Genomic DNA, 25,634 nt, shown 5'->3' with positions numbered 1-25,634 from the left:
CTGTGGCCGGCGGTGAAGACGCTGTCGCTCAGGTCGAGTCGACTGAAGTCGCCAACGAATTCGTTACCGATGCCGAGCCTGCGATCGACGGCGAGGAATCCGTTGCCCAGGTCGCGCCGGCAGAGAGCGTCGAAGAGTTTGTTACTGCGGCCGAGCCAGCTGAAGGCGTCGAAGAGTTTGTTGCTGCGGCTGAATCGACTGAAGTCGTTGAAGGGTTTGTTGCTGCGGCTGAACCGGCCGAGGTTGTCGAAGAGTTTGTTGCTGCGGCTGAGCCGGCCGAGGTTGTCGAAGAGTTTGTGGCTGCGGCTGCACCGGTCGAGGTCGTCGAAGAGTTTGTGGCTGCGACCGAGCCGACTGAAGTTGTTGAAGAGTTTGTGGCCGGGGCCGAGACGGCGGAGATCGCCGACGAGCCCGTCGCATCTTCCGACTTACCGGCGGCACACGAGGTCGACGAGCATTCGCAGCCGGTCGAGACGACGGATGTCGTCGTAACCGCGGACGAGCCGGCGATCGAAACGATCGAAGTGGCGGCAGAAGATACATCTGCTGCGCTCGAACCCGTCGAAGTTGAAGAAACGACCAACGTCGTCGTCGACGATTCATCGGTGCCGCCGGTGACCGCCGGGCAGGACGAGACAACGAGTGAACAGATTGCCGATCAGTCCGAGCCTGAGGTGTCCCAGGCAGGCGACAGCGTGACCGGGGCCGGAAGCTCGGACGACAATTCGGACGCGGAACCATCGAGATGAACGAACACGATCTCAAGCACATCATCGAAGCGACGCTGCTGGCGGCTGGCAAGCCGATCACGACGCAGCAGTTGATGGACCTCTTCGAGGAACGCGAGCGGCCCACGCCCGAGTTCTTTACCACCGCCATCGGCATGCTGATCGCGGACTATGAGAACCGGGGCATCGAGCTGGTTGAAGTCGCGAGTGGCTGGCGCATTCAAGTGCGTCCGAAGGCCGCCGAAGTGGTCTCGCGCCTGTGGTCGGAGCGGCCCGCGAAATACTCGCGTGCGTTCCTGGAAACCCTGGCGCTCATCGCCTACCGCCAGCCCATCACCCGCAGCGAGATCGAAGAGATCCGCGGCGTGTCGATCAGTTCGACCATCATGCGCACCTTGCAGGAGCGCGGCTGGATTCGCACCGTCGGCCATCGCGAAGTCCCGGGCCGTCCGGAACTGCTCGGCACGACGCGAGAGTTCCTGGATTATTTCGGTTTGAAGAGCCTGGATCAGCTGCCGACGCTGGCCGAGCTGAAGGACATCGAGACCATCGGTGTGCAACTCGAGCTGCCTGCCGATCAGCCGCAGCAGACCGAAGCCTTGGCGGAAGGCGAAGCTGCCGCGAGCACCGAAGAGGGCGCGCCGACGGAAGAAACAGTCGCGAGCGGCGAAGCTGCAGAGTCTGCCGGTGAAGCGGAAGCGACCGCGGACGCTGACGCTGACGCTGACGCTGACGCTGACGCGGATGCTGCTGCCGAAGCTGGCGCAGATGCAGATGCTGACGATGCCGCCGATGGCGAAACCGTCGCCGAAGCCGACTCCGACGAAGATGAAGCGGACGACATCGATTCCGACGACGACGAGTCGGACGAAGATGACGACGACGACTCGAACGACGAGGACGAGGACGAGGACGACGACGAGGACGACGAACTCTCGGCCGATGCCGGTGACGACGACACCGTGCTCTCGGCTGACGCCGCCGACGATGACACCGAACTCTCGGCCGATGCTGAGGACGACGACACCGAGCTCTCGGCCGACGCCGAGGACGACGACACTGAGCTGTTGGCCGACGCCGATGATGACGACGACGACTCCGGCGCGTCATCGCCGATGGTGGCGTCATCCGAGGACGAAGAGCACGATCAAGCCCGCGTCAGCGAGCCGCCGAGCGAAGGCTGAGTCGAAAAAATTCCGAGGGCGGTTTCGACTGGCCGCAACCTGACAGCGTCCCGACCTGCACCTCGGGGCGCGACGGCCACACGCAAACCAACCATTCATTTTAAATGTCCGAACGCCTTCATAAACTTCTGGCCCAGCATGGCCTCGGCTCGCGTCGCGAGATCGAGAAGTGGATGCTGGAAGGCCGCGTACGGCTGAACAATCAGCCGGCGCAACCCGGCGACCGCTACAACCCGGGCGATCGCGTCAGCATCGATGGCAAGGATGTGACATCGCGCCTGCAGGTGTTCGCAGCGCCGAAGGTCGTCCTGTATCACAAGCCGCAAGGCCAGCCGATCACTCCGAGCGCGGAAGATGAAAGCGGTGAGGTGGCGGCCAAATCCGTCATGGAATCGCTGCCGTCGTTGCGCGGCTCGCGCTGGCTGGTCGTGAATACCATGCAGGCGGGCGACAGTGGACTGCTGTTACTGACGAGCGATGGTCGACTGGCCGATGCGCTTCGCCGCCGCGCAGAGACGACGCCCGCTGCCTACGTTGCACGCGTGCTGGTGCCGTTTCCCGAATACGATGTCGATTCGATTCCTCGCGTCGTTCAATACGACGACGAAACCATCGAGTTCGAGAACATCGAGCCGGCGGGCGGCGAGGGCACGAATCGTTGGTTCCGCGTGGAATCGCATCGCGCTCATCGGCGGGCCGCCGTGCGAGCATTGTTCGAGAGCCGTGGCTTGAAAGTCAGCCGCGTGATTCAGGTCAAGTTCGGCGATTTCGAGCTGCCGCGGGATCTGCCTCGCGGCAAGCATCGTGAGTTGTCGGAAAGTGACGTGGCCGATCTGTATGCGAGCGTCGAGCTCACACTGCCGACGCCGCCGCCAAAACCGGCAGCGCCGGCACGTCCGCGTCGCCGGCCCGCGCCGGATCGGCGCAAGAAGCCGAAGCGGCGCTGACGGCGAAAGTAACAGTCGTTACTTCGGCTGGTTCATCGACCACATGACGCCGAACGGATCCTTCACCTGGCCGTAGCGCGCGCCCCAGAACATATCCTGCAGCGGCAACACGATTTCGCAGCCGGCATCGATCGCGCGCTGCCACCAGTTGTCGATGTCCTTGACCTGGAGCGTCAGGTTGAAGCCTTGCGGTTTCTCGCACGGGTGACCGTGCTCGGGATAGCCGTCGGCCAGCATCAGCGACGAGCCATTCACGTACAGATGAATGTGCATGGTGCGGCCTTGGTCATCCACCGGGTAACGGAAGACCTCCTTGGCGTCGAAGGCCTTGATGTAGAAGTCGGCCGCCTTGGCGGCCCCGTCCACGCACAGGTAAGCGACCAGACCGCCCTTGACTTCGGGGTTCGGGTATTGAGTTTCGTTTTGCACAGCGCTCATCTTCTGCTCCGGTGAGGGGGAAAGCGTATCGTCGAGGCAAGGACGCCTCAGCCGCCCGCCTTCCGACACGAGCGTGCAAAAAAACTGGGTAGGGAATCGTTGGGCCGGCGAATAGCCTCACTGGGCGTTGATGGTCTGGCCGTGCACGCCGCGGCTGTCCGGGCCGAGCAGGTAAAGATACGCCGCAACGATGGTGTGAGCTTCGCGCAACTTGCTGCGATCCTCGGCGGGGTAGGCTTGCAGGCGCATGTTCGTCTTCACCGCGCCGGGATTGATGCTGTTCACGCGCATCGCCGGCTGTTTCTCCAGCTCCTGGGCGAGCATGCTCATCAGTCCGTCGCTGGCCCACTTGGACACCAGATACGAGCCCCAGAACGGGCGCGGACTGGAAACAACGCCGCTCGAGGTAAACAAGATCACCGGATCGGCCGACTTCTTCAGCAGCGGCAGACAGGTGCGCGTGAGGATGAACGGGGCGTTGACGTTGACGTGCATGGTGCGCATCCACTTCGCCACGTCGTGATGTTCGATGGGCGCGCGTTCGCCCAGCATCGATGCATTGTGCAGCAGCCCGTCGAGCCGGCCGAACTCCTGCTCGAGCGCGGCGACCAGCTTTTCGTATTCCTCGGGGCCGGCCTTCTCGAAATCCAGCGGCAGGATGGAAGGGCGCGGAGCGCCGGCATTCACGATCTCGTCGTACACCGCTTCGAGCTTGCGCACGCTGCGGCCATGTAACACGACCTGCGCGCCGTGAGAGGCAGCTGCAATCGCCACGGCTTTGCCGATGCCATCGCTGGCGCCGGTAATGAGAATGACGCGATCTTTGAGCGCGTCCTTGGAAGGTTGGTAAGTGCGAGGGTCGGTCATATTCATTGCCAGGTGTGTGGATCAGGCACGACGCGCGGCGCGCCACGCGGTCCACGGTTTTTGCAGCGGCCCGAGCTCGATGCGTTGAGTGGCGACATCGTAGTTGCGAGCAGCGATGTGGTCGAGCAGCTTGCGGTGTAAAGCGGCCAGTACGTAGATCGGGCGAAGGTGCTCGCTTTGCGGGCCGCGCGGCGGCAGGTCGAGTTCCACAATCGCAGTCTCGCGAAAGGAGCGCAGCGCATCCTTCAACTTCGGATCGACCTCGCGTGCGCGCAGGTGGTCGTTCTTCAGCTCATGTTTGTCGAGCAGCTCGAGCGGCAAATAAACATTGCCGTCGTACGCATCCTGGCGCAGGTCACGAACGATCTCTGTCATTCGAATGCCGACGCCGAGTTTGTTGGCCGCGGCGCGGGTCGTTTCATCGAGCGCTTCGGGTCTGACGAGCAGGGTCGCGATCAGCTCCTGGATCGCGCCGCCGCTGCGTGAGCAGTACGCGCGCAGCTCCTGCTGATTCGAGAAAGTCATGCGCGCGAGATCCATGTCGGCGGCCGCGAGTACTTCATGAAGTTTGTTGAACACGGATCGATCGCCAGACGTGCGTTCGAGCAAAACGCGCGTCGCGGGATGTTGCGGATTCGCGTTGATGAGCCTGTCGGTCTCCGCACGCCACCAGGTCAAACGCGTGTGCGCGACGTCGTGACTCGCGCTCTTGGCGGACTCACGAATCTCCGTGTCGATCGCATACAACGCCTGCACGATCTCGCGGCTCGTCTCGGGCGAGTAGAGCAGGGCGAAGTAACGCATCGAGCCGGGCGGGGCCGTGCGATTGACGAGTTCGTTGTCCAGGGTCGACATGGCGGACGGCTTATTTGGTCTGTGCGATCTTGTCGGCGGTGCCGGGCAAGGGTAGCTGGTCCTTTTCCGCAGGCTCGCGCGCCAGTTTATCGATGGGCTCCAACGCTTCCATCTCGCGATCCGGACGCACGCCCAGCTCGGTGAACTTGCGCGCGCCGGGCAGCACCTGGCGCTCGAGCGAACCGATGGCCGCGTTGAAGTTTTCGACGCTGTTGCTCAGGTTGCGCCCGAGCTTGCCGAGGTGAGTCGTGAACACGGCCAGTCGCTTGTAGAGATCTTCGGCGAGCGTGCGAATCGTCTCGGCATTCTGCGCGAGCGACATCTGTCGCCAGCCATACGCGACGGCCTTGAGCAGCGCGACGAAGCTCGACGGCGTCGCGATGATCACGTCCTGGCGAATCGCGTCTTCCAGCAAGTTGGGCTGTTCGGCGAGCGCCGCCGACAGGAACTGATCGCCCGGAATGAACAGGATGACGAAGTCCGGGCTGCGCTCGAACTGCGCCCAGTAGCTTTTGGCGCCGAGCTGTTTGACCCGCTCGCCGATGGCATTGGCATGACGACGCATCGCAAGCGCGCGCTGCTCGTCGGTGCTCGCGTCGACCGCTTCGAGATAGGCGTCGAGCGGCGTCTTTACGTCCACGATCAGATCGCGGCCGTCGGGCATGTGCACGATCATGTCGGGGCGCAGGTTGCCATCCTCGACACGTACGTGCACTTGTTCCTTGAAGTCGCAGTGCTCGACCATGCCTGCCAGCTCGGCGAGTCGGCGCAAAGTCATTTCGCCCCATTGGCCGCGGACTTCGGGTCGACGCAGCGCGTTAACCAGCGTGCGCGTTTCTTTTTGCAGAGCCTGCTGGCCGAGGGCGACCGATTCGAGCGATGTCTTCAGGCTGCCGAATGTTTCGGCCCGCTCTTTTTCGATGCGCAGGATCTGCTGCTCGGTCTTGCCCAGCGCTTCGCGGATCGGCGCGAGCATGGTCTCGATCGCTTTCTCACGTTCGCTGAGCGCCGAGACCGCGTATTGCTGATGTTGAGTCAGATGTTCGCGTGCGAGCTGCAGGAACAATTCGCTGTTCGAGCGCAGCGATGAGCCGGCGAGGCTGTCGAAGGACGTCTTGAGTCGCTCCATCGAGCGTTCGAGCGCGGCCTGCCGTTCCTGTTCGAGCTGTGCCTCGCCTTTGACCTGAGCTTTCAACACGGCGAGCTCGACGTGCAGCGCTTGCGAGCGATGGCGTGCACGCAAGCTTGCGAACAGCACGCCGATGAGCGCGCCGATCGCGAGTGCAGCTACAACGATCAGCCAAACCGAAGTACCGGCCAACTCAGGAATCTCTTCTCAAGTGCATCATGTAGTTCACGCTCACGTCGCCGGTGCGACGGGCGCTGTGTTGGAGCGCGTCATACGCCAGGCCGGCGATGTCCACGACGCTCAGTTCCGTGGCGCGCGCCCACCGGCTCATTTCGGAGGGCTTGATGAAGCGCTCATAACTATGCGTGCCACGCGGCAACATGTTCAGCACGTATTCGGCGCCGACGACCGCCAATAGATAGGCCTTCAGATTGCGGTTGAGCGTCGAGACGAAAATGTGACCGCCGGGCTTCACCAGGTCGTGCAGCGCGCGGAGCACGCTCTGCGGCTCGGGGACGTGCTCGAGCATTTCCATGCAGGTGACGATGTCATAGGCGCCCGGCGAGTGCGCGGCGTGAGTTTCGGCGGACTCGCGCAAGTAGCGGATCGTCACCTGGCTTTCGAGTGCATGCAGCTCGGCGACTTCGATGGTTTGAGGCGCAAGGTCGATGCCGGTGACTTGAGCGCCGCGCCTGGCCATCGCTTCGCTGAGAATGCCGCCGCCGCAGCCCACATCGAGGACACGCTTGCCTCGCAATGACGCGCCTTCGTCGATGTATTCGAGCCGCACCGGATTCAACACGTGCAGCGGACGAAACTCGCCCTTCGGATCCCACCAGCGCTGCGCGATGTCGTCGAAGCGGGCGATCTCGGCGGGGTCGTGATTGGAGGCGGTCGCGTTCATGAGTTCTCACTGATTTGAGCGGCGATACGAACCCGCCACAACTCGGCGCGATTCAGCACGGCGGCGGTGTCGAGATGCGTCAGCGCGCGATCCCGTACCAACATGCGGCCCCCGACCCAAACATCGCTGACTTGCTCGCGCGACGCGGCAAACACGATTTGGGCGGCCGGGTCGTAGGTGGGCTGGGTATTGGGATGACCCAGGTCGATACAACACACATCCGCCCATTTACCTGGCAGCAGCGAGCCGATGGATTCGGCAAGGCCAAGCGCGCGCGCGCCGTTCAGAGTCGCCGTTTGGAGCCACTCGTGAGCGTCGACCGGAGTCGCGGCGGGGAACATGCCGTTGGCAATGAGAGCGGCGCTGCGCAGCTCGGCCAGCAGATCGTTGTTGCCGACGCCGCCACTGCCGAGCGCGACGTTCACCGAGCGATCCTTGAACATCGGCACCGGACACAGGCCGCTGCCGTGCTTGAGGTTGGATTGCGGGCAATGCACGACGCTGGCGCCCGCGGCGGCGACGCGTTCGACGTCGGCGGAGTCCAGTTTGACCATATGCACCGCGGCCAGCAGCGGCGAGAGCAGCCCCAGCTTTTCCAATCGCTCGAGCGAAGGCGCGCTGCCGCGGCTTTCGTTCACGTGCATGTGGATCGGTAATTCCAGCTCGTCGGCGAGTCGGCGCACGCGCTCCAGCGTCTCGTCGCTGAGCGAGGCGGGCTCGACCGGCGCAAGCGCCGTCGTGATCAATGGATCGTCGCGATATTCGTCGCGCAGCTTGAAGCCCTTGTCCAGGCATTCGCCGGCCGAGCCAGCCCAGACCGTGGGCGTGTCTTGTACGGGAAGGCCGACGCAGACTCGCATGCGCGCTTCGGCGGCGGTCTGCGCGACCACTTCTGGAAAGAGGTGCTGGTCGGCAAAACATGTCGTGCCGCTCGACAGTGCGGCGGCGATCGCGAGCTCGGCGCCGTCGCGGACATATTCAGCATCGACCCAGCGCTGTTGAAGCAGCCGGATGCTGTGCGCCCAGTGCTCGAACGAACCGCTGGCGACTGCTCCATGCAACAGGCTGCTGGCGGCGTGAGTGTGCGCGTTCACCAGCCCCGGCAGCAGCACGTGCGCCGGCCGTTCGAGCTCTTCCCGCGCCGAAAAACGCTGTTTCGCCTCGACCGTGGGCAATACCGCCAGGATGCGTCCCTGGTGAATCGCCAGCGAGTGCGCTTCCAGCACCACGCCCGCCGGTTCGATCGGAATGATCCAGCGGGCCGAGAGCAGCGTGTCGATAGGTTCCATGCGGGCCGCAGTATAGCTGCAGACCATCCAAGTTAATCAGTTGGCAAGCCCCTGTTTTGGACGCGCAATGTGATAAGATTCGGCACTTCCTTCGAAGAACTCCGCATGGCCGAAATCGCTCGCGAAATTCTGCACGTCAACCTAGAAGACGAGATGCGTCAGTCGTATCTCGACTATGCGATGAGCGTCATCGTCGGGCGCGCTCTGCCCGATGTGCGCGACGGCTTGAAGCCGGTCCATCGCCGCATCCTGTTCGCGATGCATGAGAGCAATAACGTCTCCACCCGCCCGTATGTGAAGTGCGCGCGCGTGGTCGGCGACGTGCTCGGTAAATATCACCCGCACGGCGACACGTCGGCTTACGACGCGCTGGTGCGCATGGCGCAGAACTTCTCGATGCGCTATCAGCTGGTCGACGGCCAGGGCAACTTCGGCTCGGTGGACGGCGATCCGCCGGCGGCCTACCGCTACACCGAATGCCGCATGACCGCGCTGGCGAGCGAGCTGCTCGCCGACATCGACCGCGAGACCGTGGATTTCGTCGACAACTACGACGGCAAGGAAAAAGAGCCGGTCGTGCTGCCGACGCGCGTGCCGAACCTGCTGATCAACGGCTCGGCCGGCATCGCGGTCGGCATGGCCACCAACATTCCGCCGCACAACCTGGGCGAAGTGGTCACCGCCTGTATCGCGCTCATCGACGATCCGAACATCACGATCGCGACCCTGATGCAGATCATTCCGGGACCGGATTTTCCGACCGCCGGCATCATCAACGGCGCGGCCGAGATCGCCTCGGCCTATCTGACCGGCCGCGGCCGCGTGTACGTGCGCGCCAAGACCGATATCGAGGAAGACGAGAAGGGCCGTCAGGCCATCATCATCACCGAGCTGCCATACCAGGTGAACAAGGCGCGGCTGCTCGAGCGTATCGCCGAGCTGGTGCGCGAAAAGGTCATCGAGGGCATCGCCTCCGATGGCTTGCGCGACGAGTCCGACAAGGACGGCATGCGCGTGGTCATCGAGCTCAAGCGCGGTGAAGTCGCGGACGTGGTGCTGAACAAGCTGTTCAAGCACACGCCGATGGAAACCGTGTTCGGCATGAACATGGTCGCCTTGCAGGATGGCCAGCCGAAGCTGTTCAACCTCAAGGAGATGCTCGAAGCGTTCGTGCGTCATCGCCGCGAAGTGGTTACACGCCGCACGGTGTACGACCTGCGCAAGGCCCGCGAGCGCGCCCATATTCTGGAAGGCCAGGCCGTCGCGCTGGCGAACATCGATGAAGTCATCGCCGTCATCAAGGCGTCGCCGACACCGCCCGAGGCCAAGACGGCCTTGATGGGACGCGTGTGGACGTCCGGCGCCGTGCCGGCCATGTTGGCGCGCGCGGGCGATATCGTCTCCCGACCGGATGGGCTGTCCACCGAGTTCGGTCTGGTCGAAGGCGGCTACCGTCTGTCGGACGTGCAGGCCCAGGCCATTCTCGACATGCGCTTGAACCGGCTCACCGGTCTGGAGCAGGACAAGATCATCGCGGAGTTCCAGGAGCTGCTGGCGCAGATCGCCGACTTGAGCGACATCCTGGCCCGTCCCGAGCGCCTGTTGCAGGTGATCCGCACCGAGCTGGAAGAGGTCAAGGCCAAGTACGCCGATGCGCGTCGCACGCAGATCAACTTCGACCATTCCGATCTCACCATCGAAGATCTGATCGAACAGCAGGATGTGGTGGTCACGTTGTCGCATGGCGGTTATGCGAAGTCGCAGCCCGTCACCGATTATCAGGCGCAGCGTCGTGGCGGCCGTGGCAAGTCCGCCACGGCGATGAAAGACGAGGATTTCGTCGACAAGCTGTTCGTCGCCAATACGCACGACACGCTGCTGTGCTTCTCCAGCACCGGCAAGATGTATTGGCTGAAGGTGTATCAGCTGCCGCAGGCGAGCCGTGGCTCGCGCGGAAAGCCAATTGTGAATCTGTTGCCGCTGCAGGAAGGCGAGCGCATCAACGCTGTGCTGCCCATCCATGAATTCGAGACCAACAAGTTCGTGTTCATGGTGACCGCGGCGGGCACGGTGAAGAAGACGTCGCTCGAGGCGTTCTCGCGGCCGCGCCAGGCCGGCATCATCGCCATCGAGCTGGAGCAGGGCGATCGGCTGGTCGGCGTCGATATCACCGACGGCACCAAGCAGATCATTCTGTGCTCGAGCGGCGGCAAGGCCATCCGTTTCGACGAAAACGACGTGCGCCCGATGGGCCGCACGGCCGCCGGCGTACGTGGCATTCGCTTGCCGGAAGCGGCGCCTGCTGCGGAAGGCGCGGAGCAACCGCAGGCCAAGGAAGAGGTCATCTCGCTCATCATCGTCGACGAGCAGGGCATGGTGCTCACCGCGTCCGAGAATGGCTACGGCAAGCGGACCGCGATCGAGGACTTCCCGATCCATGGCCGCGGCGGCCAGGGCGTGATCGCGTTGCAAATCAGCGAGCGAAATGGTCGGATGGTCGGCGCGCTGCTGGTCAAGCCGGAAGACGAGATCATGCTGATCAGCTCCGGCGGCACGCTGGTGCGCACGCAGGTCAACGAGATTTCCGTGCAGGGTCGTAACACGCAAGGTGTGCGCCTGATCCGCGTCGATGAAGGCGATCGCCTGGTCGGCCTGGAACGCATCGTCAGTGACGGCGCCGCCGGCGCTGAAGGTGGCGAAGGTGCGGAAGGCGGAGAGGGCGGTGACGGCGCCGAAGGCGATCAGGGTGGCGGTCCCGCTCCAGAGTAACCAACAGTCATACAGGTCACATGCGCGTCTATAACTTCAGTCCCGGTCCGGCGGTATTGCCACAGGAAGTACTCGAGCAGGCGCGCGAGGAAATGCTCGACTGGCGTGGCACCGGCATGTCGGTCATGGAGATGAGCCATCGCGGCAAGGCGTTCATTTCCATCGCCGAAGCTGCGGAAGCCGACCTGCGCGAATTGCTGGGCGTGCCGAAGAGCTACAAGGTGCTGTTCCTGCAGGGCGGCGCCATGGGCCAGTTCGCCGGCGTGCCGCTGAATCTCAGCAAGCCCGGCGATACCGTCGACTATGTGAACACGGGCGCCTGGTCGAAGAAGGCGATCGGCGAGGCCAAGCAGTACGCCAGGGTGAATGTGGCGGCCGACGCGGGCGAGCCGTACACCAACATTCCACTGCTGTCGAATTGGAAGGTGAGCGAGAACGCCGCCTACCTGCACTACACGCCGAACGAAACCATCGGCGGCGTCGAGTTTCATTTCGTGCCGGAGCTGAAGAACGGCACGCCCCTGGTCGCCGACATGTCCTCGACCTTGCTGTCGCGGCCCATCGATGTCGCCAAGTTCGGTGTGATCTACGGCGGCGCGCAGAAGAATGTCGGTCCGGCGGGCCTCACGCTGGTCATCGTGCGCGAGGACCTGCTCGGCCGTGCGCGCCCCGGTACGCCGGCGTTCATGGACTACAGCGCGATGGCGAAGGAAGGCTCGATGCTGAACACGCCGCCGACCTATGCCTGGTACATGGCGGGCCTGGTATTCCAGTGGTTGAAGCGCCAGGGCGGTCTGAAGGCCATGGGCGAGACCAATCGTCGCAAGGCGGAGCTGCTGTACACGGCCATCGACAGCTCGTCGTTCTATAAGAATCCAGTGCAGCACGACGCGCGCTCGTGGATGAATATTCCGTTCGTGCTGGCGCGGCCGGAGCTGGACAAGACGTTCATCGCCGAAGCGAAAGACGCCGGACTGGTGACGCTCGAAGGCCATCGCTCGGTCGGTGGCATGCGCGCCAGCATCTACAACGCCATGCCGCTGGCGGGCGTGGAAGCGCTCGTGAGCTTCATGAAGGAATTCGAGCGCAAGCACGCGTGATTTCAAGCTGCCGTTACCCAGCGGCAGCTTTGATCTGGCTCTGAGGGTATCCGGCGTTCAGTGGAGCTCGTTGCGCCTATGTTCAGAGTTCTAACGCTCAACAACATTTCCGTCCGCGGCTTGGAACGGCTGCCGCGCGATCGCTATGAAGTCGCCTCCGCGCTGAGCGATCCGCACGCCGTGCTGGTGCGCTCGGCGGACATGCACTCGATCGACATTCCCGCCAGTGTCATCGGCGTCGGCCGGGCGGGCGCCGGCACCAACAACATTCCCGTGTCGCGTTTGTCCGCTCGTGGCGTTCCCGTCTTCAATGCGCCGGGCGCGAACGCCAACGCGGTGAAGGAACTGGTCATCACCGGAATGTTCCTTGCGGCTCGCAATGTCTGCCAGGCGTGGGACTACGCGCGCAATCTCAAAGGCAGCGACGAAGAGCTGGATGTCGCAGTCGAGCAAGGCAAGAAAAGGTTTGTCGGCTACGAGCTGCCGAGCCGCACGCTCGGCGTGATCGGCCTGGGCGCGGTCGGCGTCGAAGTAGCAAACGCGGCGCATTTGCTCGGCATGCGAGTGTTGGGCTTCGATCCTCAGATTACCGTGCAGCGCGCCTGGCAGTTGTCCTCGGGCGTGCAGCAGGCGTTGTCGCTGGACGATCTGTTCTCACGTTGCGACATGGTGACCGTGCATGTTCCGTTGATGGAAGCGACCCGGGGCTTCGTAAACGCCGCGCGTCTCCGGCTGCTGAAGGACAACGGCGTCGTGCTCAATTTCTCTCGCGCCGCCATCGTCGATGAGAAGGCGGTCGTGGACGCCCTCGACAGCGGCAAGCTCGGCGCATACATCTGTGACTTTCCGACCAACGCGGTCAAGCATCATCCGAAAGTCGTGGCGCTGCCGCATCTGGGCGCGTCGACCGGCGAGGCCGAGGAGAACTGCGCCATCATGGTCGCGGACACGCTCAAGGACTTCCTCGAGAACGGCAACATCCGTCATTCGGTCAATTTCCCCGAGGCGGTGCTGCCCCGAACCGTGAATTCGACCCGGCTGTCGATCGCCAACGAGAATGTTCCGAACATGGTTGGCCAGATCTCGACCGCGCTGGCCAACGCCAAACTCAACATCGCCGACCTGCTCAACAAGTCCCGTGGCGAGCTGGCCTATACATTGATCGACGTGGACGGCCAGGTGCCCGCCGGGGTGCTGGATCAGCTGCGCAAGATCGACGGCGTATTGAACGTGCGTGCGTTGTGACCGGCGAGACTGGCAGAATGACGGGCTGAAAACCCATTCAGCCAGCGAGCGACCGTCTGCCAATGAAACGTACGTCCAAGGGCGCCAGCAAGGCCGGCTCCAAGCAAGCGACGGCTAAAAAGACGCCGGTCCCGGCGTCGCCCGAGCTCAGCTCGATCCGCGAGCGCATCGACGACATCGATTTGCGCATTCACCAGCTGTTGAACGAGCGCGCACGCTTTGCCCAGCAGGTGGGCGAGTCCAAGCGGGGCGAGGGGCTGAGCACGGCCGATTTCTACAAGCCCGAGCGCGAGGCGCAGGTGCTGCGCAATGCCATCGAGCGCAACGATGGCCCGCTGCGGAACGAAGAAATCGTGCGACTGTTCCGCGAGATCATGTCGGCGTGCCTGGCCCAGCAGGAGCCGTTGAAGATCGCGTTCCTCGGCCCGGAAGGCACCTTCTCCCAGCAGGCGGTGCTGAAACATTTCGGTCATTCGGTGCGCGCCTTGCCGCTGCCGGCGATCAGCGAAGTGTTCGAGGAAGTGCAGGCCGGCCATGCCGACTTCGGCGTCGTGCCCATCGAGAACTCCACCGAGGGCACGGTCAATCACACGCTGGATATGTTTCTGAATTCGCCGCTGAAGATTTGCGGCGAGATCGAGCTGCGCATCCGTCAGCACCTGATGGGGCGCATGAAAGGGCTGCAGAAGATCCTGCGTATCTGCTCGCATCCGCAGTCGCTGGCGCAGTGTCGCCAATGGCTGGACGAGCATCTTCCAAACATCGAGCGCATACCGGTCAGCAGCAATGCCGAAGCGGCGCGTCGCGCGCGAGACGAGGAAGGCACGGCGGCGATTGCGGGCGAGGCCGCGGCGGAGGTTTATAACCTCGGCGTGATCGTGCCGGAGATCGAGGACACGGCCGATAACACGACGCGCTTCCTGGTCATCGGGCGCAAGCTGTTCAACGCCAGCGGCCAGGATAAAACCACGTTGCTGGTGTCGGCCGGCGACACGCAATCGCCCGGCGCTCTGCATCGGCTGCTGGGCCCGCTGGCCGCCAACGACATCACCATGACGCGCATCGAATCCCGGCCGTCGCGCAAGCGCAAATGGGACTATGTGTTCTTCATCGACGTGGTCGGCCATGCCGAGCAGCCGCCGCTGTCGACCGCGCTGGCGGAGCTGAAAGCGGCCTCCACGCTGTTTCGCGTGCTGGGCTCGTACCCGGCGGCGGTGCTGTAACCCCCGAATGGGGTATGCTGGGCGCCGCAGAGGCCCGGCGCCGCCGAGCCCAGAAACCCCCTAAACAAACCGATGTCGCATTACATAGTCGAGCCCGTTCCTGGCGTTTCCGGCGCGATCCGCGTGCCCGGCGATAAATCCGTTTCGCACCGTTCGCTCATGCTCGGCAGCATCGCCGACGGCGTGACCGAGGTGAGTGGCTTTCTGGAAAGCGAAGATTGCCTGTCGACCATGAAGGCTATGCGCGCGCTCGGCGTGCGTATCGAGCAAATCGGTCCGCAAGCGGTGCGCGTCCATGGCGTCGGCATGCGCGGCCTGAAGCCGGCGAATCACGCACTCGATATGGGCAACTCCGGCACAGCGATGCGATTGATGACGGGCCTGCTGTCCGGCCAGTCGTTCGACAGCGAGCTGATCGGCGATTCGTCGCTGATGAAGCGCCCGATGGAGCGCGCCGCGAAGCCGCTGCGCGAGATGGGTGCGCAGATCGCGACACTCGACGGCAAACCGCCGGTGAAAATCACCGGCGGCGCCAAGCTGAAGGGCATTCGTTACGAGCTGCCGGTGGCCAGCGCGCAGGTGAAGTCCGCCGTGCTGCTCGCCGGTTTATATGCAAATACGCCGACGACGGTCATCGAGCCTGCGATCACGCGCGATCATACCGAGCGCATGTTGCTGAGCTTCGGCTGCCAGGTCGACGCCGCGCACGGGGAAGTGTCGCTGACGCCGCCGACGCAACTGAAAGCGTGCACCTTGGAGGTGCCGGGAGACTTTTCCTCCGCGGCCTTCTTCATGGTCGCAGGCTCGATCAATCCCAAGAAGGATGCGGTGCTGACCATCACCGGTGTCGGCATCAATCCGACGCGCACCGGCTTGCTGGATATCCTCGCTCTGATGGGCGCGGACCTGCGCGTAGTGAATCATCGCTCCGCCGGCGCCGAGCCGGTCGCCGACATCGAAGTGCGCCCGGCGCAGTTGAAGGGCATTCACGTGCCCGAACATCTGGTGCCGCTGGCGATCGATGAATTCCCGGTGTTGTTCGTGGCAGCGTCCTGCGCGCAGGGCGAGACCATCGTCACCGGCGCGGAAGAATTGCGAGTGAAGGAAAGCGATCGCATCGCTGTCATGGCCGAAGGTTTGAAAGCCATGGGCGTGACCTGCGAAGTCCTGCCGGACGGCATCCGCATTCAGGGTCGCCCGGAAGCCAAGGTGTTTTCCGGCGGCACGGTGGACAGTCATGGCGATCACCGCATCGCGATGTCATTCTCCGTCGCGAGCCTGCGCGCCGCGGCCGCGATCAAGATCCTGGATGTGGCGAACGTGGCCACCTCGTTCCCGGACTTCCCGGGCACGGCCGGATCGGCGGGACTGAACGTTACCGTGCATGACTGATCGCATTCCGATTCTCACCATCGACGGGCCGAGCGGCTCGGGCAAGGGCACGATCGCGCGGCGGGTCGCCGACCAGCTCGGCTGGCATCTGCTCGATAGTGGTGCACTGTATCGCCTGGTCGCGCTGGCGGGTCAGCGCAAAAGCCTGGATCCGGCGGATCAAGGCGCCCACGAACGGGTCGCGCAGCAGCTGGATGTCAGATTCGGCCTAGCGCCGGACGGCGGCGAGCAGATCTGGCTGGAAGGCGAGGAAGTCAGCAAGGCGATCCGGACGGAGCAGACCGGCGAGGGCGCCTCTCGCGTGGGGGCCATGCCGGGCGTCCGTGCGGCCCTATTAGAGCGTCAGCGTGCATTTGCACAGGCTCCCGGTCTGGTGGCCGACGGCCGGGACATGGGAACTGTGGTTTTTCCGTCCGCGCGGCTCAAGATATACCTCACAGCAAGCGCCGAGGAGCGCGCCCGTCGGCGCTATAACCAGTTGAAAGACAAGGGGCTCGATGCTAACCTCGCCGCCCTTTCGCTGGACATCGCCGAGCGTGACCGACGCGACGCAAGCCGCCCGATCGCCCCGCTAAAGCCCGCGGATGACGCGCTGATCGTGGACTCCACCTCGATGACGATTGACGCCGTCCTGGCCAGAGTTCTGGAACTGGCCGCCGCGCGCTTCGGGCGCGGTTGATTCCAAGCTGAAAGAGTCGATTTGTTTCTTGGCGCCGCGCCGGATGCGTGGCTTGATTCAATAACCCCTCGTCGGACCGGATGCCGGCAGGACAACACGCGGGCTCTTGTGGCCCTGGAAATACTCATGACCGAAAGTTTTGCGCAACTGTTCGAAGAAAGTCTGGCCTCCCAACGGATCAAGCCAGGCGCCATCCTCACCGGCCGAGTGGTGGAAGTCGGGCCCGACGTGGTGCTCGTCAACGCCGGCCTGAAGAGCGAGGCAGTGATCCCGGTCGAGCAATTCAAGAACGACCGTGGCGAGATCGAAGTCAGCGTCGGCGATGACGTCGAGGTCGCCCTCGACAGCGTCGAAGACGGCAATGGCGAAACGCGCCTGTCGCGCGAAAAAGCCAAGCGCGCCCGCACCTGGTCGCGTCTCGAGCAGGCTTTCGAGAAGCAGGAAATCGTCAAGGGCATCATCAACGGCCGTGTCAAAGGCGGCTTCACCGTCGAGATCGACTTCGTCCGCGCGTTCCTGCCGGGCTCGCTGGTCGATGTGCGTCCGGTGCGCGATCCCTCGTATCTCGAAGGCAAGACGCTCGAGTTCAAGGTCATCAAGCTGGACCAGAAGCGCAACAACGTGGTCGTGTCGCGTCGCGCGGTGGTCGAGCAGGAATACAGCGCCGAGCGTTCGGAGCTGCTGGAGAAGCTGCAGGAAGGCGCGGTCGTCAAGGGCACGGTCAAGAACCTCACCGATTACGGTGCGTTCGTGGACCTGGGCGGCATCGACGGCCTCTTGCACATCACCGACATGGCGTGGAAGCGCGTCAAGCATCCGTCCGAAGTCGTCACGGTCGGCGACGAGATCGATGTGCGCATCCTGAAGTTCGATCGCGAGCGTCAGCGCGTCAGCCTGGGCATCAAGCAGCTCGGCAACGATCCGTGGCAGAACATCGCCCGTCGTTACCCGACCGGCTCGCGCCTGTTCGGCAAGGTCACCAACATCGCCGACTACGGCTGCTTCGTGGAAATCGAAGAGGGCGTGGAAGGCCTGGTGCACGTCTCCGAAATGGATTGGACCAACAAGAACGTGAATCCCTCGAAGGTCGTGCACATCGGCCAGGAAGTGGAAGTCATGGTGTTGGACATCGACGAGGAGCGTCGTCGTATCAGCCTCGGCATCAAGCAGTGTCAGTCGAATCCGTGGAAGGACTTCGGCGACAACTACAACCGCGGCGACAAGGTCAGCGGCCAGATCAAGTCGATCACCGATTTCGGTATCTTCATCGGTCTGTCCGGCGGCATCGACGGCCTGGTGCACCTCTCCGATATCTCCTGGGACATCCCGGGCGAAGAGGCGGTGCGCAACTATCAGAAGGGTCAGCAGGTCGAAGCCATGGTGCTGTCGATCGATCCGGAGCGCGAGCGCATTTCGCTGGGCATCAAGCAGCTGGCGAAGGATCCGTTCTCGGCCTGGATCGCCGATCATCCGAAGGGCAGCATCGTGAAGGGCAAGGTTCGCGAAGTCGACGCCAAGGGCGCGATCATCGACCTGGGCGGCGGCGTGGATGGCCATCTGCGCGCTTCCGAGCTGTCGCGTGACCGCGTGGAAGACGCCCGTACGGTGCTGAAGGTCGACCAGGAAGTGGAAGCCCGCTTCACCAACGTCGATCGCAAGAGCCGCACGATTGCTCTGTCGATCAAGGCGAAGGAGATTCACGAGGAAGCCGAGGTGGTGTCGAATTACCGCACCAACGAGACCTCGGCGGGTACCAGCCTGGGCGACCTGTTGAAGGAGCACATTGGCGGAAGCCAGGACAATTAACCTGTCCCGAGCGACACTCAGCGGCACGGCGGTGGTTCTCCACCGCCGTGCTTGTCGCTCCCAGGCAGGTTCCGTGGAAGAACAACAACGGGCCCGAGCATGACCAAATCGGAACTCATCGAGCTCATTGCAGCCAAGCAAAAACATCTGCCGGCCAAGGACGTGGAGCTGGCGGTGAAGCAGGTGCTGGAAATCATGAGCGATGCCCTGGCCCAGGGCGGTCGCATCGAGATCCGCGGCTTCGGCAGCTTTTCATTGCATTTCCGTCCGCCCCGTCAGGGTCGCAATCCCAAGACCGGCGAGACCGTGGCGCTGTCGGGCAAGTACGTGCCGCACTTCAAGCCCGGCAAGGACCTGCGCGAGCGGGTCAATGACGGCGCCGACAGTCCCATCCGGGACTAATCTTTTCTCATTGCCGTAGACTGGGGACCCATGTCCCGCGTCGTCTTCTATTTCACCGTCGCTTTGGCCGCCCTGGTGGCGCTGTTCGTCAGCGCCATGAATGTCGGTCGGGTCGACGTGGAGCTGGCGTTCCTGCGGATTGCGACGCCGCTCGGCCTCGCGCTGGTCGTTGCCTTCGTCGCCGGTCTGGTGGCGGGGTTGATCTGGCGCGTCTATTGGGTTGCCGAACTGCTCAACGAACGTGGCCGGCTGCGACGCGCCTTGCGTCTGGCCGAGCAGCGAGCTCGCGCCGCCGCTGCGACCGGGGAAAATGCCGGCTGATCCGCCGTCCTTATTGCTGATCGCCGCGCTGTTCGTCGCCGCGGCTGCCGGCTGGCTGTTCGGCCGCTACCGTTCCGGCGCCAGCGGCGCGCTTGCCCCCGAGCCGAACAAACTCTCCGAAGAATATTTCCGCGGCCTGGGCTTTCTGCTCGACGAGGAGCCCGACAAGGCGCTGGAGGTGTTCCTGCGCATGGTCGACGTCGACAACGACACGGTCGAGACTCACTTCGCGCTGGGCAATCTCTATCGCCGCCGGGGCGAAGTGGAGCGCGCCATTCGCGTGCACGAGAACATCATGGCGCGCCCATCGCTCAGCGACGAGCATCGTCTGCATGCGATGTTTGCTCTGGGCGAGGACTACTTTCGCGCCGGCCTGTTCGACCGCGCCGAACGTTTGTTTCTACAGCTCGCCGACGGCAGCGGGCGACACATGCAGGCGCTGCGCTATCTGTTGCGCATCTACGAGCAGCAGCGCGATTGGGAGCAGGCGATCATCGCGCATCGCAAGCTCGTCGCGGTCGCGTCCCCCGAACATCCGACTGCGATTGCCCACTATCACTGCGAGCTCGCCGAGCAAATGCGTGCAAAGGGCGACTTCACCGGCGCTCGCGAACAACTGCATCTCGCGCGCGAGGCGCAGCGTAACTTTCCGCGAGGCGCGCTGATTCGTGCCGATATCGCGCTCGATATGAATCAGCCCGAGCTCGCAGCATTGCTGTGTCAGCGCGCGGTCGAGCTGCATCCCAAACTACTTACACTGGCGCTCCCCCGCGTGATGCGTGCAATGCGCGGCACCGATGCGGGCGAAATCGAGCGGCGTTTCCGTGTATGGATACGGCCCGATCCCGTGGCGCGGGCGGAGCTTGCATACGCTGCGATTGTCGCCGGGTTGGAACAGGAGTCGTTCGTCCGCGAGTGTTTGCCCGACCTGCTGCGGGAAGATCCAACCCTCGGCGAGATCGTCAGCGCCACGAGCGGCGATCCCTCTCATTTGACGGCCGAACAATGCAGCGCGCTGGCCACAGCGTTGGGGCGAATTCTCCGACGCACCCAACGCTATCGCTGCGTGGACTGCGGCTTCGCAAGCGCCGCCCATTTCTGGCAATGCCCCGGCTGCCGCAGCTGGGATGCGTTCGCGCCGGTAGCATTGCTCGACCTGACGCCCGGCATGCATCGCCGCTGAGCATATCGGGACGCCGCAGATCGTCCGATTGCGTGGGCTTTTGCCCAAATATTCGCCCCTTTGCGACAGCCCATCGTGTCGACAATCTCCGCCGCCGGATGCCATCGCATCCGGATCGCTACGGCAAATTGAATACATTCAAGGAGAGAATCATGTCGACACATCTTTCGGTCAGGCGCGCGGTGCAGGTGCTGATCTGCAGTCTGTTGCCTGCGTCAGTCTGGGCCGGCCCGGTGGACATCAACAGCGCCGATGCCGCCACCATCGCCAAAGAGCTGCAAGGCATCGGGCTCAGCAAGGCGCAGGACATCGTCGAGTACCGCGAAAAGAACGGCGCCTTCAAGAGCGCCGACGAGCTGCGCAAGATCAAGGGCATCGGCGCCAAAACGTTGGAACGAAACCGCGTCAACATCCGTATGGATTCCGCGACAGCCGGCGCTCGCAAGGGCGGCTGAGGAGGCCAATCGTGTGAACTGCGCCCGGTCACCAGTGACCGGGCCTTTTGTCACCCCTCCGGCCGCAGCCGCTTGCGATATCATCGGCGTCGCACCCCTTAAGTTCCAACGCGGAGATGTGCAGTGGCGAAAGTATCGACGACAGAGATCCGGACGGCAGTCTTTCCAGTGGCGGGGCGCGGCACGCGCTTTTTGCCGGCCACCAAGGCCAGTCCCAAAGAGATGTTGCCGATCGTCGACAAGCCGCTGATCCAGTACGCCGCCGAGGAGGCGCTCGCGGCCGGTGCGCGCAAGCTGGTATTCATTACCGGCAGCTCCAAGCGTGCCATCGAAGACCATTTCGATAGCGACCACGAACTGGAAGAGGCGCTGGAAGCGCAGGGCAAGCGAGAGTTGCTCAAGGCGCTCAAGGACATCGTGCCGTCGTGGGCCAGCTGCATCTACATCCGCCAGCCGTCGCCGCTGGGTCTGGGCCATGCCGTGTGGTGCGCCAAGCCGGTGGTCGGCGACGAACCTTTCTTCGTGCATCTCGCCGACGACTTGATCGACGCGCCGACGCCGTGCCTGCGTCAGATGGCCGAAGTGCATGCGGAGCGCGGCGGCAGTGTGCTCGGTGTGGAAACCGTGCCGCGCGCCGAAACGGACAAGTACGGCATCGTCGCGACCGAAGAGCGCGAGGGCCGCATCAGCAAAGTGAAACAAATCGTCGAGAAGCCGCGGCCGTCGAATGCGCCCTCGACGCTGGCCGTGGTCGGCCGTTATCTGTTGTCGCCGACCATTTTCGCCAAGCTCGAGAACACCGGGCGCGGCGCGGGCGGCGAGATTCAGCTCACCGATGCGATCGCCGATCTGCTCGGCGACGAGAGCGTGTTTGCTTACGAGTTCGAAGGCAAGCGCTACGACTGCGGCAGCAAGCTCGGCTATCTGCAAGCCACGGTCGAGTACGGCTTGAAGCACGAAAGCCTCGGCACCAAGTTCCACGACTACCTGCGCAACCTCGCGTCGACCACGCTCGCGCCGAAGGGCTGATCCGTCTCCTGTCGGGCGGGCCAGGCGGGCCCGCCCACACTTGTTTCCAACTGAGATCTCTCATGTCAGCTAATTCAGACCTGCACAACCGGCGCAACGCTGCGCTCACCAAGGGCATGTCCACCATGCTGCCCATCTATATCGAGAAGGGGCAGAACGCCGAAGTGTGGGATGCGGACGGGCGCCGCTTCGTCGACTTCGCCGGCGGCATTGCGGTGCTGAACACCGGTCACCTGCATCCGCAAGTGAAGGCGGCCGTGCAGCAGCAGCTCGACGCGGGCTTCACGCATACCTGCGTCATGATCACCCCCTATCGCGTTGCTGTTGAACTGGCCGAGAAGCTCAATGCGCTGGCGCCGGGCCCGACGCCGAAGAAGACGATGCTGGTGACGACGGGCGCCGAAGCGGTCGAAAACGCGGTGAAGATCGCGCGCGCTCACACGGGGCGCTCCGCGGTGATCGCATTCGGCGGCAGCTTCCATGGGCGCACCTACATGGCGATGGCGCTGACCGGCAAAGTGTCGCCGTACAAGGTAGGCTTCGGTCCGTTCCCCGGCGATGTTTATCACGTGCCGTATCCCGTGACGTATCACGGTGTGACGTCCGAAGACAGCCTGGCCGCGCTCGATCAGCTCTTCAAATATGACGTCGAACCGTCACGGGTGGCCGCCATCATCATCGAGCCGGTGCTCGGCGAAGGCGGGTTCTATGCGGCGCCCGTGGAATTCCTCAAAGCACTGCGCGCGCTTTGTGACAAGCACGGCATCGTGCTGATCGTCGATGAGATCCAGACCGGCTTTGCTCGCACCGGCAAGATGTTTGCTATCGAGCACTACGGCATCGAGCCGGATCTGATGACCATGGCGAAGAGCCTGGCCGGCGGTTTCCCGCTCGCGGCCGTCGTCGGCAAACAGCAGATCATGGATGCGCCGATTACCGGCGGTCTCGGCGGAACGTACGCGGGCTCGGCGGTGAGCTGTGCCGCTGCGCTCGCCGTGATCGATGTGATGGAGAAGGAGAAGTTGCCGGCGCGCGCCAATCACGTTGGCGACATCCTCATGCAGCGCCTGCGCAAGTTCCAGGGCGAGTTCACGTGCGTCGGTGAAGTGCGTGGCCTGGGCGCGATGGTTGCGATGGAGTTGGTGCGCAATCGCGATCCGCATGCGCCCGATGCGGATCTCGCCAAGGCGCTGGTCCAGCGCGCGGCTGCCAACGGCCTGGTGCTGTTGTCGTGCGGTCTTTACAGCAACGTGATTCGCTTGCTGGTGCCGTTGACGGCGTCCGACGCGATCATCAACGAAGGCCTCGACATCATCGAGAAATCACTCCGCGAAGTGCTCGCGGCGGCGACGCCGGTGGCTGCGACCGGCTGAGCCGTTCACCACCTTGCGGCGGCGGGGGCCGGGCAGCGCCAGCGGCAACAAGCCGAGGAACAGCAGCCACCAGTCGAAGCTGCCGCCGCCACCGCTGCTCTGGCCGATCGGCGATGACGCCGGCGGCGTTTGCGGTTCGGGCGGCGTGGACGTGACCATCGCGAAATCGGTGTCATCGGTCACGCCCGCATCGTCCGTCACCCGCAGTCGCAACGTGAAGCGGCTGTTGCCATTCACCTGCACCGTCGTCGACGTGGCCGCCACGTCGGCGATCGTCGGCGTCGCGCCCGTCACGTTGAGAACACTCCACTGATAGCTCGTCACCGCGCGGGCAGGCGCGGCGAAGCTGGTGCCGCCGCTGATATTTACAGCGACATTCGGTTCGATGGTCGCCGTCGACTGCACGACGCCGAAAGGCTTGAGTGCGGCGCTCACGGCAGCCGCCGTGTTGAGCATGCCGGCGCCGCAAGTCACCGTCGTGCAGATACATTCGGCGCCTTGCACGAAAGTCGTCGGCACACGGCAGATCGCATTGGTTGTAGCGCTCGATGTCGGGAATGGCGAGGCCGATTCCTGTAACAACGTGGTGAACTGAGCCGGCGTGAGTTGCGGGTTGACCGAGTGCATCAACGCCGCGGCGCCGGCCACCATTGGCGCCGAGAAGCTGGTGCCGAAGTTGGGCCGAGTCACTCGATCGGTATGGCCGGGGGCGACCGGCACGGTGGTGCCCGTGTCGATGGCCACTTGCACGGCGTAAACGCAGGGCGAGGCGTCGGTGAACGGCGGGCCGTCGTTCACGCAATTGCCGCCGGGCGCGGAAATGTCGGTGCCCGGGCCCAGGTTGCTGAAGCCGATCTTGGTGCCGACGTGGCGAATGCCGCCGACGCCTAGCACGTTCTCGCAGTTCGCGGGCGTGCCGGGAGGAATGCCGTCGTTGCCGACCGAGGCCACGATCAACGTGCCTCGCCCGATGATTTCATCGACGGCGGATTGATAGGCGGCGCTGCAATCGTCGTCGCCGCCGAGACTCAGGTTGATGATATCGGCGGGATTCTGATTGGTCGGGGCGCCCTCGACCTGCAGGCCCGCCGCCCAGCGCATGCCGTCGATGATGTCGGAGTCGAAGCCACCGCATTTGCCGAGAACTCGCACTGGCAGGATCTTGGTGGCCCAGTCGGCGCCGGCCATGCCGAAGCCTTCGTTGCTCTTGGCGCCGATCAAGCTCGAAACGCGCGTGCCGTGCCAGGAGCTGGAAGTGGCCGTGCAATTGGCGAAGAACGACGTCCCGCGATCGGCGGCATCGACCCAGTCGCCCGGGTCGGTCGCATCGGGGTCCGGGCCGTCGCTATCGTTGGCCATGCGCGGATCGGTGACGAAGTCGTAGCCGGGCAGCAGTTTGTCGTTGCTCGGATCGTTGTCCGTATCGTTGGCGAGATCGGGATGGTCGGGGCGGATGCCGGTGTCGAGCACCGCGACCACCGTGTTCGCCACGCCGGTGGTGATGTCCCAAGCCTCATCGGTGTGAGTAGCGGCTGGTTCCGCGCTGAGGAAATACCACTGGTTGGCAATGAGCGGGTCCGAAGGGATCTGCTGGATCTGGCGGCGCTTGTCGGCGACCGCGAACTCCACGTCGGGATCGGCCTGGAGCTTGGCGAGCACGGCCTGCAGCTCACCGCCGTTCAAGGCGTGGTCGAGCTTGTACACGTCGGTATTCGAGCTGCTGCTGCGCTTGTGCTGGATCGCGAGGCCCGAGCGGCCGGTGAGCTTGCTGGCACGCTGGGCGGGCGCGGCCGAGAGCGTTGCTTTCGCGCCGTTGCGCCAACGTACGATGATCTGGTCGGTGGCGTCCGGCGCCTGCAGCCGGGCGCCCTGATACTCCCGTGCTTGCCCGAGCGCCGGCAGGGCGACGAACGCGGACAGCACGACGGCGGCGAGCATCTTCATCGGAGCTTCCTTCTGATTCCTGGCTGAGTTTACGTCGGCGCGCAGCGCCCGCAAACCCTGACTTTTGCGCTCGAACGGCGATGACAGCATGGGCTTCGTGTATGGCGGATGAATGTTTTCACCGGCGCGTCGCAGGCCTTGCTCGCGCATCCAGTTCGCCGGTCCGGGCGAATCGAGCTGGAGTCAACCATTGAGATCGATCCGCACCAGTCTCCAACCAGCGCCGACTCATCTATTCGCTGCTACAAACGTCCTGGATTCCGTGACGTAGCGCACGGTAGACACCTTGCTAGCGTCGCGGCCGGGCCGGTAGCATCCGTCGCGATTTAACAAATATAAGTGAACGGGATGGCAGCGGGTCGCAAGCAATCG

General features: G+C 63.8%; 22 protein-coding genes and 1 pseudogene. 16 read left to right on the top strand and 7 right to left on the bottom strand.

The window, feature by feature from the left end:
- The 3 genes and pseudogenes from GYH35_RS10535 to GYH35_RS10525 form a co-directional block, all read left to right on the top strand.
- Nucleotides 1–749, top strand: a pseudogene (locus GYH35_RS10535) (hypothetical protein); the annotation flags it as partial.
- The gene (gene scpB / locus GYH35_RS10530) at nucleotides 746–1,912 is read left to right on the top strand and encodes an SMC-Scp complex subunit ScpB (RefSeq protein ID WP_161828348.1); all 1,167 of its coding nucleotides are present in this window, start codon (nucleotides 746–748) and stop codon (nucleotides 1,910–1,912) included. The pseudogene GYH35_RS10535 and the gene scpB, both read left to right, overlap by 4 nt.
- Nucleotides 1,913–2,016: 104 nt before the next feature.
- Entirely contained in the window at nucleotides 2,017–2,859 is an 843-nt protein-coding gene (locus GYH35_RS10525) for a S4 domain-containing protein (RefSeq protein ID WP_161828347.1), read from the top strand.
- 18 nt (nucleotides 2,860–2,877) lie between these two features.
- On the opposite strand, the gene GYH35_RS10520 is transcribed toward GYH35_RS10525, so the two are convergent.
- The 6 genes from GYH35_RS10520 to GYH35_RS10495 all read right to left on the bottom strand — a co-directional run bounded on the left by GYH35_RS10520 (nucleotide 2,878) and on the right by GYH35_RS10495 (nucleotide 8,341).
- Nucleotides 2,878–3,297 (bottom strand): VOC family protein, encoded by a 420-nt coding sequence (locus tag GYH35_RS10520; RefSeq protein ID WP_161828346.1) that lies wholly within the window; start codon nucleotides 3,295–3,297, stop codon nucleotides 2,878–2,880.
- A gap of 117 nt (nucleotides 3,298–3,414) precedes the next feature.
- The gene (locus GYH35_RS10515) at nucleotides 3,415–4,164 is read right to left on the bottom strand and encodes a YciK family oxidoreductase (protein ID WP_161815910.1); all 750 of its coding nucleotides are present in this window, start codon (nucleotides 4,162–4,164) and stop codon (nucleotides 3,415–3,417) included.
- A 21-nt stretch (nucleotides 4,165–4,185) separates the two neighbouring features.
- Nucleotides 4,186–5,019 carry a squalene/phytoene synthase family protein gene (locus GYH35_RS10510; RefSeq protein WP_161815909.1) on the bottom strand — a complete coding sequence of 278 codons (834 nt, stop codon included), beginning with the start codon at nucleotides 5,017–5,019 and terminating at the stop codon, nucleotides 4,186–4,188.
- A gap of 10 nt (nucleotides 5,020–5,029) precedes the next feature.
- A complete protein-coding gene (gene rmuC, locus GYH35_RS10505; RefSeq protein ID WP_161815908.1) occupies nucleotides 5,030–6,340 on the bottom strand; it encodes a DNA recombination protein RmuC in 1,311 nt (436 codons plus the stop codon).
- 1 nt (nucleotide 6,341) lies between these two features.
- On the bottom strand, nucleotides 6,342–7,052 hold the full coding sequence (gene ubiG, locus GYH35_RS10500; protein ID WP_161815907.1) for a bifunctional 2-polyprenyl-6-hydroxyphenol methylase/3-demethylubiquinol 3-O-methyltransferase UbiG: 711 nt from the start codon (nucleotides 7,050–7,052) through the stop codon (nucleotides 6,342–6,344).
- Nucleotides 7,049–8,341 carry an amidohydrolase family protein gene (locus GYH35_RS10495; RefSeq protein ID WP_161815906.1) on the bottom strand — a complete coding sequence of 431 codons (1,293 nt, stop codon included), beginning with the start codon at nucleotides 8,339–8,341 and terminating at the stop codon, nucleotides 7,049–7,051. The genes ubiG and GYH35_RS10495 overlap by 4 nt, the downstream gene beginning before the upstream one ends.
- A gap of 105 nt (nucleotides 8,342–8,446) precedes the next feature.
- Between GYH35_RS10495 and gyrA the strand changes: the two genes are divergently transcribed.
- The 13 genes from gyrA (at nucleotide 8,447) to gabT (ending at nucleotide 23,318) form a co-directional block, all read left to right on the top strand.
- Nucleotides 8,447–11,110 carry a DNA gyrase subunit A gene (gyrA, locus tag GYH35_RS10490; RefSeq protein WP_161815905.1) on the top strand — a complete coding sequence of 888 codons (2,664 nt, stop codon included), beginning with the start codon at nucleotides 8,447–8,449 and terminating at the stop codon, nucleotides 11,108–11,110.
- Between the two features lie 20 nt (nucleotides 11,111–11,130).
- Nucleotides 11,131–12,210, top strand: a complete 1,080-nt coding sequence (serC, locus tag GYH35_RS10485) for a 3-phosphoserine/phosphohydroxythreonine transaminase (protein ID WP_161828345.1) — start codon at nucleotides 11,131–11,133, stop codon at nucleotides 12,208–12,210.
- A gap of 78 nt (nucleotides 12,211–12,288) precedes the next feature.
- Nucleotides 12,289–13,455 carry a phosphoglycerate dehydrogenase gene (locus GYH35_RS10480; RefSeq protein ID WP_161828344.1) on the top strand — a complete coding sequence of 389 codons (1,167 nt, stop codon included), beginning with the start codon at nucleotides 12,289–12,291 and terminating at the stop codon, nucleotides 13,453–13,455.
- Nucleotides 13,456–13,517: 62 nt separating this feature from the next.
- Nucleotides 13,518–14,678 (top strand): prephenate dehydratase, encoded by a 1,161-nt coding sequence (gene pheA / locus GYH35_RS10475; protein WP_161815902.1) that lies wholly within the window; start codon nucleotides 13,518–13,520, stop codon nucleotides 14,676–14,678.
- A 72-nt stretch (nucleotides 14,679–14,750) separates the two neighbouring features.
- Nucleotides 14,751–16,070 carry a 3-phosphoshikimate 1-carboxyvinyltransferase gene (gene aroA, locus GYH35_RS10470; protein WP_161828343.1) on the top strand — a complete coding sequence of 440 codons (1,320 nt, stop codon included), beginning with the start codon at nucleotides 14,751–14,753 and terminating at the stop codon, nucleotides 16,068–16,070.
- Complete coding sequence (cmk, locus tag GYH35_RS10465) at nucleotides 16,063–16,749, top strand: (d)CMP kinase (protein WP_161815900.1); 687 nt, start codon at nucleotides 16,063–16,065, stop codon at nucleotides 16,747–16,749. Before aroA ends, cmk begins: the two co-directional genes overlap by 8 nt.
- Before the next feature lie 126 nt (nucleotides 16,750–16,875).
- Nucleotides 16,876–18,555 carry a 30S ribosomal protein S1 gene (gene rpsA / locus GYH35_RS10460; RefSeq protein WP_129649310.1) on the top strand — a complete coding sequence of 560 codons (1,680 nt, stop codon included), beginning with the start codon at nucleotides 16,876–16,878 and terminating at the stop codon, nucleotides 18,553–18,555.
- Between the two features lie 51 nt (nucleotides 18,556–18,606).
- Nucleotides 18,607–18,957 (top strand): integration host factor subunit beta, encoded by a 351-nt coding sequence (locus GYH35_RS10455; RefSeq protein WP_268894923.1) that lies wholly within the window; start codon nucleotides 18,607–18,609, stop codon nucleotides 18,955–18,957.
- Nucleotides 18,958–18,987: 30 nt separating this feature from the next.
- Nucleotides 18,988–19,278, top strand: coding sequence for a LapA family protein (locus tag GYH35_RS10450; protein ID WP_161815899.1), 291 nt, complete (start codon nucleotides 18,988–18,990; stop codon nucleotides 19,276–19,278).
- Nucleotides 19,268–20,461 carry a tetratricopeptide repeat protein gene (locus GYH35_RS10445; RefSeq protein WP_161828342.1) on the top strand — a complete coding sequence of 398 codons (1,194 nt, stop codon included), beginning with the start codon at nucleotides 19,268–19,270 and terminating at the stop codon, nucleotides 20,459–20,461. The genes GYH35_RS10450 and GYH35_RS10445 overlap by 11 nt, the downstream gene beginning before the upstream one ends.
- Nucleotides 20,462–20,613: 152 nt before the next feature.
- Nucleotides 20,614–20,916 (top strand): ComEA family DNA-binding protein, encoded by a 303-nt coding sequence (locus GYH35_RS10440; protein WP_161815897.1) that lies wholly within the window; start codon nucleotides 20,614–20,616, stop codon nucleotides 20,914–20,916.
- A 123-nt stretch (nucleotides 20,917–21,039) separates the two neighbouring features.
- Nucleotides 21,040–21,945 (top strand): UTP--glucose-1-phosphate uridylyltransferase GalU, encoded by a 906-nt coding sequence (gene galU, locus GYH35_RS10435; protein ID WP_161828341.1) that lies wholly within the window; start codon nucleotides 21,040–21,042, stop codon nucleotides 21,943–21,945.
- 62 nt (nucleotides 21,946–22,007) lie between these two features.
- A complete protein-coding gene (gabT, locus tag GYH35_RS10430; protein WP_161828340.1) occupies nucleotides 22,008–23,318 on the top strand; it encodes a 4-aminobutyrate--2-oxoglutarate transaminase in 1,311 nt (436 codons plus the stop codon).
- Here the strand turns inward: gabT and GYH35_RS10425 are convergent.
- Complete coding sequence (locus GYH35_RS10425) at nucleotides 23,268–25,412, bottom strand: S8 family peptidase (protein ID WP_161828339.1); 2,145 nt, start codon at nucleotides 25,410–25,412, stop codon at nucleotides 23,268–23,270. The two genes, gabT and GYH35_RS10425, sit on opposite strands and share 51 nt — an antisense overlap.
- Nucleotides 25,413–25,634: the final 222 nt, after the last annotated feature.

The sequence above is a fragment of the Steroidobacter agaridevorans genome (assembly GCF_009932555.1).
GTDB classification, from domain to species: Bacteria; Pseudomonadota; Gammaproteobacteria; order Steroidobacterales; family Steroidobacteraceae; genus Steroidobacter; species Steroidobacter agaridevorans.
The sequence above is the reverse complement of the archived record's forward strand: the minus strand, read 5'-3'. Positions and strand labels throughout refer to the sequence as shown.